General features: G+C 62.9%; 8 protein-coding genes and 1 riboswitch. Of the genes, 4 read left to right on the forward strand and 4 right to left on the reverse strand.

Annotated elements, in window-relative coordinates; all coding sequences use genetic code 11:
* The first annotated feature begins 114 nt into the window (after positions 1–114).
* The 4 genes from pqqB to pqqE are packed head-to-tail and all read left to right on the forward strand — an operon-like array spanning position 115 to position 3,096.
* Positions 115–1,029 (forward strand): pyrroloquinoline quinone biosynthesis protein PqqB, encoded by a 915-nt coding sequence (gene pqqB / locus HK22_RS00800; RefSeq protein ID WP_077803979.1) that lies wholly within the window; start codon positions 115–117, stop codon positions 1,027–1,029.
* On the forward strand, positions 1,026–1,745 hold the full coding sequence (gene pqqC / locus HK22_RS00805) for a pyrroloquinoline-quinone synthase PqqC (RefSeq protein WP_062027332.1): 720 nt from the start codon (positions 1,026–1,028) through the stop codon (positions 1,743–1,745). The genes pqqB and pqqC overlap by 4 nt, the downstream gene beginning before the upstream one ends.
* Complete coding sequence (pqqD, locus tag HK22_RS00810) at positions 1,742–2,029, forward strand: pyrroloquinoline quinone biosynthesis peptide chaperone PqqD (RefSeq protein WP_077803575.1); 288 nt, start codon at positions 1,742–1,744, stop codon at positions 2,027–2,029. The genes pqqC and pqqD overlap by 4 nt, the downstream gene beginning before the upstream one ends.
* Positions 2,026–3,096: a pyrroloquinoline quinone biosynthesis protein PqqE gene (gene pqqE / locus HK22_RS00815; RefSeq protein WP_062027328.1), complete on the forward strand. Its 1,071-nt coding sequence runs from the start codon at positions 2,026–2,028 to the stop codon at positions 3,094–3,096. Before pqqD ends, pqqE begins: the two co-directional genes overlap by 4 nt.
* 23 nt (positions 3,097–3,119) lie before the next feature.
* Here the strand turns inward: pqqE and ribH are convergent, their stop codons facing one another.
* Genes ribH through ribD form a run of 4 tightly spaced genes read right to left on the reverse strand, consistent with a single transcriptional unit; the run spans position 3,120 to position 6,500 of the window.
* Positions 3,120–3,599 (reverse strand): 6,7-dimethyl-8-ribityllumazine synthase, encoded by a 480-nt coding sequence (gene ribH, locus HK22_RS00820; protein ID WP_086647979.1) that lies wholly within the window; start codon positions 3,597–3,599, stop codon positions 3,120–3,122.
* Positions 3,596–4,849, reverse strand: a complete 1,254-nt coding sequence (ribB, locus tag HK22_RS00825) for a 3,4-dihydroxy-2-butanone-4-phosphate synthase (RefSeq protein ID WP_086647980.1) — start codon at positions 4,847–4,849, stop codon at positions 3,596–3,598. Before ribB ends, ribH begins: the two co-directional genes overlap by 4 nt.
* Complete coding sequence (locus HK22_RS00830; RefSeq protein WP_062027322.1) at positions 4,846–5,484, reverse strand: riboflavin synthase; 639 nt, start codon at positions 5,482–5,484, stop codon at positions 4,846–4,848. Before HK22_RS00830 ends, ribB begins: the two co-directional genes overlap by 4 nt.
* Complete coding sequence (gene ribD, locus HK22_RS00835; RefSeq protein ID WP_086647981.1) at positions 5,466–6,500, reverse strand: bifunctional diaminohydroxyphosphoribosylaminopyrimidine deaminase/5-amino-6-(5-phosphoribosylamino)uracil reductase RibD; 1,035 nt, start codon at positions 6,498–6,500, stop codon at positions 5,466–5,468. Before ribD ends, HK22_RS00830 begins: the two co-directional genes overlap by 19 nt.
* A 117-nt stretch (positions 6,501–6,617) precedes the next feature.
* A riboswitch (FMN riboswitch) is annotated at positions 6,618–6,775 on the reverse strand.
* Positions 6,776–6,794 lie beyond the last annotated feature (19 nt).

Below are 6,794 nucleotides of genomic sequence, written 5' to 3' on the forward strand. Positions count from 1 at the left end.
GCCTCTTCCCCGAGGCCCCGTCCTTGAGGAATATGGCACGGCCGCTCCCTTTCGGAGCGGCCGTTTTCATTCATGGGGGCCGCAGGGCACCCGATTCAGACGGTTTGTGAAAAAATGATTGATGTCATCGTGCTTGGCGCGGCGGCAGGGGGCGGTTTTCCGCAGTGGAATTCCGCAGCGCCCGGCTGTGTGGCCGCCCGCACGCGACAGGGCGCGAAAGCCCGGACCCAGGCCTCCATCGCCGTCAGCGCCGACGGAAAACGCTGGTTCATTCTCAACGCCGCGCCCGATCTGCGCCAGCAGATCATCGAGACCCCGGCCTTGCATCATCAGGGCAGCCTGCGCGGAACGCCCATTCAGGGCGTCGTCCTGACCTGCGGCGAAATCGACGCCATCACGGGGCTTCTGACGCTGCGCGAACGCGAACCCTTCAGGTTGATGGGGAGCGACTCGACCCTTCGGCAACTGGCGGACAATCCGATGTTCGGCGCGCTCGACCCTGAGATCGTGCCGCGAATCCCGCTGCTTCTCAACGAACCCATGTCCCTGATGAACAAGGACGGGATTCCCTCGGGTCTGCTGCTCACGGCCTTTGCTGTTCCGGGCAAGGCTCCGCTTTACGCAGAGGCCGCGGGCTCAAAACCCGACGAAACGCTGGGTCTGTCCATCACGGACGGTCTGAAAACGCTGCTCTTCATTCCCGGCTGTGCGCATATCACGCCGGAGATCGTGGAGCGGGTGGCTGCGGCCGATCTCGTTTTCTTCGACGGGACGCTGTGGCGGGACGACGAAATGATCCGCGCCGGGCTGAGTCCCAAGAGCGGCCAGCGGATGGGGCATGTTTCGGTGAATGACGCCGGCGGCCCCGTTGAATGTTTCACGATGTGCGAAAAACCTCGCAAGGTCTTGATTCATATCAACAACTCCAACCCGATTCTGTTCGAAGACAGCCCCGAACGCAAAAGCGTCGAACGCGCCGGCTGGACGGTTGCGGAAGACGGCATGACTTTCAGACTGGACACACCATGACGCTCCTCACCCCTGACCAGCTTGAAGAGAGGCTTCGCCAGATCGGTGCCGAGCGGTATCACAACCGGCATCCGTTTCACCGCAAACTGCATGACGGCAAGCTCGACCGCGCGCAGGTTCAGGCCTGGGCGCTGAACCGCTATTATTATCAGGCCCGCATCCCGGCCAAGGACGCAACCCTTCTCGCACGTCTGCCCACGGCCGAACTGCGCCGGGAATGGCGCCGCCGGATCGAGGATCATGACGGCACGGAGCCCGGAACGGGCGGTGTCGCGCGCTGGCTGATGCTGACGGATGGTCTTGGGCTGGATCGCGACTATGTGGAAAGCCTTGACGGTCTGCTCCCGGCGACGCGCTTTTCGGTTGATGCCTATGTGAATTTTGTGCGGGACCGCTCCATTCTGGCCGCCATCGCGTCGTCGCTGACGGAGCTGTTTTCGCCCACGATCATCAGCGAGCGCGTCTCGGGGATGCTGCGGCATTATGATTTCGTGTCAGAAAAGACGCTGGCCTATTTCACGCCCCGTTTGACGCAGGCTCCCCGGGATTCCGATTTCGCGTTGGCCTATGTCCGCGAAAATGCCCGCACGCCCGAACAGCAGAAAGAGGTTCTGGAGGCTCTGGAGTTCAAATGCTCCGTGCTGTGGACCATGCTGGATGCGCTCGATTATGCCTATGTGGACGGCCACATTCCGCCGGGCGCTTTCGTTCCATGAGGGACCAGTCCTGTGTCGCGGAGGAGACGGTCCTCTCCTTCGCGCGCGGCCATCGGCTCCAGCACGATCGCGTGAGAGACCTGTGGATCGTGCAGGCGCCTGAGAAAGCGTTTGTGATTGAGGGCTCCGCGCCGCATATTCTGCGGCTTCTGGATGGGGAGCGCAGTGTCGGCGACATCATCCAGCAGCTTGCAAACGAGTTTTCCGCCCCGCGTGAGGTCATTGCGAAGGATGTCCTCGCGCTTCTTTCTGAACTGACAGAAAAGAACGTCCTGCACACATGACATTGCCTTCGCCGCCGATGAGCCTTCTGGCTGAACTGACGCATCGTTGCCCGCTTTCCTGCCCCTATTGCTCCAATCCGCTTGAACTTGAACGAAAAGCCGCAGAACTCGATACCGCCGGCTGGCGCTCCGTGCTGGAGCAGGCTGCCGAACTTGGTGTGTTGCAGGTTCATTTTTCCGGTGGCGAGCCGATGGCCCGACCCGATCTCGTCGAGCTGGTAGCCCTTGCACGCAAACTCAACCTGTATTCCAACCTGATCACCTCCGGGGTTCTGCTGGATGAAGCGAAGCTGGAAGCGCTGGACAAGGCCGGGCTGGATCATATCCAGCTATCCTTTCAGGACGTGACGGAAGCGGGCGCCGAGCGGATTGGCGGCCTCAAGGGGGCGCAGGCCCGCAAGATCGCGGCGGCCCGGCTCATCCGGGCGTCCGGCATTCCGATGACGCTCAACTTTGTGGTGCACAGGGAAAATGTCGCCCGCATTCCCGAGATGTTTGCGTTGGCACGGGAACTCGGGGCCGGACGGGTGGAGATCGCGCATACCCAGTATTATGGCTGGGGACTGAAGAACCGCGACGCGCTTTTGCCCAGTCGCGAACAACTCCAGGACGCGACGCGCGCCGTTGAGACAGAACGCGCGAAGGGAGGCCTCTCCATTGACTATGTCACGCCGGATTATCACGCGGACCGGCCAAAACCCTGTATGGGAGGCTGGGGGCAGCGTTTCGTGAATGTCACGCCTTCAGGGCGTGTGCTGCCGTGCCATGCGGCGGAAATCATTCCGGATGTTGCTTTCCCGAATGTTCAGGACAGGACCCTGTCGGATATCTGGAACTGTTCGCCCCTGTTCAACATGTTTCGTGGGACGGACTGGATGCCGGAACCCTGCCGGTCCTGCGCGCGCAAGGAGCAGGACTGGGGCGGCTGCCGCTGTCAGGCTCTGGCGCTGACGGGTAATGCCGCCAACACTGACCCCGTTTGTAGTCTCTCGCCTTTTCACGACCGTGTGGAAAAAGCCGTGGCGGAAGCGTCAGAAAAGCCGGAGCTTGTATACCGGCGTTTCTGACATATGGCTCTTTTCCGCGAGGATCAGGAGTGGGCAGGGACGTTTCGCAGGAATGCGAGGCTTTCGACGCAGGCTGCGGCGGCTTCGCGGCCCTTGTTCTCGGCGTCTTCGCGGGAGCGGTCCACAGCCTGCTGTTCGGTGTAGGTCGTGAGGATGCCAAACGCGATCGGCACTTCGGTGGCAAGCTGGGCCTGCATGATGCCGATGGTGGCGCCCAGCGAGATGAACTCGAAATGCGCGGTGTCGCCCTTGATGACGCAGCCGAGGCAGATCACGCCCTCGTATTGGCCGGATTTCGCCAGACGCTGTGCGAGAAGGGGCAGTTCAAAAGCGCCCGGGGCATCATAGACGTCCACGTCCGTAATGCCGCGTTCTTCAAGCCATTCCAGCGCGCCGTTCTTCAGGCCGCCGGTGATGCTTGTGTTGAAGCGGCTGGAGATGATGGCCACTTTCGGCGCGGGAGAAAGGCGCAGATCGGGGGCTACGGGGATGTGCTTGCTCATGCCGGCTGTTCCTGAAGGAAATGGCCCATCCGCGTGCGTTTGGTCGCAAGATAGGCGCGGTTGAAAGGGTTGGCTTCGATTTCCAGCCGCTCGCTGGATTTTACGTCAAAGCCGAAGCGGACGAGGTTGGATTCCTTGTCCGGATTGTTCGTCAGAAGGCGGAGCGAACTCACACCCAGATGCCGCAGCAGGTCGGCCGCCGCATCCCATTCGCGGGCATCAGCGGGCAGGCCGAGGGCCTCGTTGGCCTCCACTGTGTCCATCCCATGATCCTGAAGCTCATAGGCGCGGATCTTGTTGGCCAGCCCGATCCCGCGACCTTCATGGCCACGCAGATAAACCAGAACGCCGGATTCGGATGCCGAAATCCGCTCCAGCGCCTCGCGGAGCTGCGCGCCGCAGTCGCAGCGCATGGAGCCGAGCGCATCGCCTGTCACACATTCCGAATGCAGGCGCACCAGTGGCACGCCCTTGGACGGATCGCCCTTCACCAGCGCGACATGCTCCACGCCATCGACGGCGCGGAAGGCATGAATGCGCAGATCGTGACCGCCGAAAATGCTGGGGAGGGCAGATTCGGCCACCATTTCGCCCGCAGCCGGAACGGGCGTGCAGATCAGATCGTGGCCCGCGATGGCGCCACGTCCATGCTCGCGGCACCAGTCCTGAAGGTCCGCGATACTGACGATGGGCATGTTGTGGCGGGCGGCATATTTCCGCAGTTCCGGCAAGCGCATCATGCTGCCGTCATCGGCCATGATTTCGCAGATCACGCCAGCGGGCTCCAGCCCGGCCAGACGCGCGATGTCGATCGAGCCTTCCGTATGACCGTTTCGGCCCAGCACGCCTTCGGGATGGGCGCGGAGGGGGAAGATATGTCCGGGCGAAACGAGATCGTCCGCCCTGGCCGCAGGATTGGCGGCGATGACGATCGTGCGGGCGCGGTCGGCGGCGGAAATGCCGGTCGTCACACCTGTTGCCGCTTCGATCGAAACCGTGAAGGCCGTGCCGCGCGGGTCGCGGTTGCGCGCCACCATGGGTGGCAGGGCGAGACGGTCCGCCTGTTCGGCTTCCAGCGGCAGGCAGATCAGCCCGCGCGCCTCGCGGACCATGAAGTTGATGGCTTCCGGCGTGGCGAACTGTGCCGCCATGACCAGATCGCCCTCGTTCTCCCGGTTTTCGTCATCGACCATGACGACCATGCCACCGGCGCGGATGGCCTCGATGGCTGCTTTCAGGGACGGCTTCATGAGGCCACCTTTCCAAGGCTGGGGGAGAACCGCAGCAGGTTCTCGACATATTTGGAAAGCACATCGACCTCCACATCCATCCGGTCCCCGACCGACAGTGTGGAGAGGTTGGTGTGTTCCCAGGTGTGCGGGATGATCGTCAGGCCGACTTCGAAACCGGCCTGATTGCCGCGCGTGATGTCATCATGCAGATCGTTCACCGTCAGGCTGATGCCGTCGAAGGTGATGGAGCCCTTTTCCACGACATACTGGCGCAGTGCCTGCGGGACGAACACGCGGAGGGCATAGGAATCGCCCGCTTTTTCAACACTGGCGAGGGTCGCCACGCCATCCACATGACCCTGCACGATATGGCCTGAAAGACGCGTGCTGGCAGCAACGGCGCGTTCCAGATTGACGCGCGATCCGGCTTTGAGCTGATCCAGTGGTGTGCGGGAGAGCGTCTCGCCGCTGAGATGGAACGTTGCCACGCCCGCTGAATCGAAAGTTTCGACCGTCAGGCACACGCCGTTCACAGCCACGCTTTCGCCGAGTTCCAGATCGGGGAAGCCGGTCTCCACGGTTAGGTCCATGGCCTTGTCGCGGACGGATGCTGAGCGGACTGTGCCCAGACGCTCTATGATTCCAGAGAACATGCGTTTTCCCTCAGCAGTCGCAGCGGGCTCTCGTCCCGCGATTTCAGGTCGATGCGGTCAGCGTCCGCAGTTTTATGAATGGTGAGCCAGTCATCCCACAGCCCGGCTTCGGACACTGAGGCCAGCAGGGCAGGACCAGCCTCAACCATCGCCCAGTTCACACCCCGCTCCGCCAGCATGGCGGGGACCGAGAGCAGATCGGGGCTGGAAATGACGTCGAACCCGGCCTGCGTCATCTCGGCAATCCAGTCTGCCGGAAGACGGCCGTGGCGGTCGCAGACGACGAGCAGGCGGGGTTTGCGGTCCTCATGGTCCGGAACATGTCGGACGGTGAAGCGCGGGCGGTCCGCCAGAACGGTGCCAATCCCGGTGATGATCGCATCCGTTGCCCGGCGCAGGCGATGCGCGAGGACGAGCGAGTCCGGAGATGTGAAGGTTTTCTGCCCCGGCGGCGGCACCATGGAGCCGTGTTCGTCCAGCGCCTGCTTCACGCTGATCCACGGGCGGTGCCGGACAATGCGGCTTGCGAAAGGCGCCAGAAGGGCACGACAGTCCCGTGCCAGATCGGCCATCTCCGGCCGATCCGCCAGCATGACCACGCGCTTTGCCCCCGGCATTTCGCGAAGCCGTGACGCACCACCAGCGGCCTGCGGGTTCGGGTCGGCCGCACCGATCCAGACTTCGCGGACCGGGCTGTTGCGCAGGGCTTCGCTGCAGGGCGGGGTACGTCCGGTGTGGTTGCAGGGCTCCAGCGTCACCAGCGCCACGCGCGCCTGATCCAGCACGTCCGCTGCCCGGGCCTGCGCCAAAGCCATGGCTTCGGCATGGGGCTGGCCAACGCGGGGGTGAACGCCAACCGTCAGGATACGGCCGTCCGCATCCAGCAGCGTACAGCCCACAGACGGGTTGGGAGCGGTAGCGCCAAATATCTCGACAGCCTGCGCGATGGCCGAACGAAAGCCATCGCGGATCGCGGTCAACGAAACTGTGTCGGAAAAGGTGGTCTGCTCAGCCAAGATGCGTCTTCTGGTCCCGTTACAGTCGGGACGCTCGCAAGGCGCACGCCGCCCTCAGCCGGAACGGAAAACAGGCAGGATGGCATGCACCCTGACCTGCCCGTGACCGGACAAGTGCTGCGTTCTCTTCCATCCGGACTCTAACCGTCGGCTCCGGAGTCTCACCGGATCTGCTTGTCCCTTCCTGACCGAAATCCGGAAGGCGCTCGCGGGCTGAGGCGGAGAAATCCGCCAATACCGCCGGTGGGGAATTTCACCCCGCCCTGAGAACGTCTTTGTTCAGATCAAACTATG

The sequence above is a fragment of the Gluconobacter sp. DsW_056 genome (assembly GCF_002153595.1).
In the GTDB taxonomy this organism is placed as follows: domain Bacteria; phylum Pseudomonadota; class Alphaproteobacteria; order Acetobacterales; family Acetobacteraceae; genus Gluconobacter; species Gluconobacter albidus.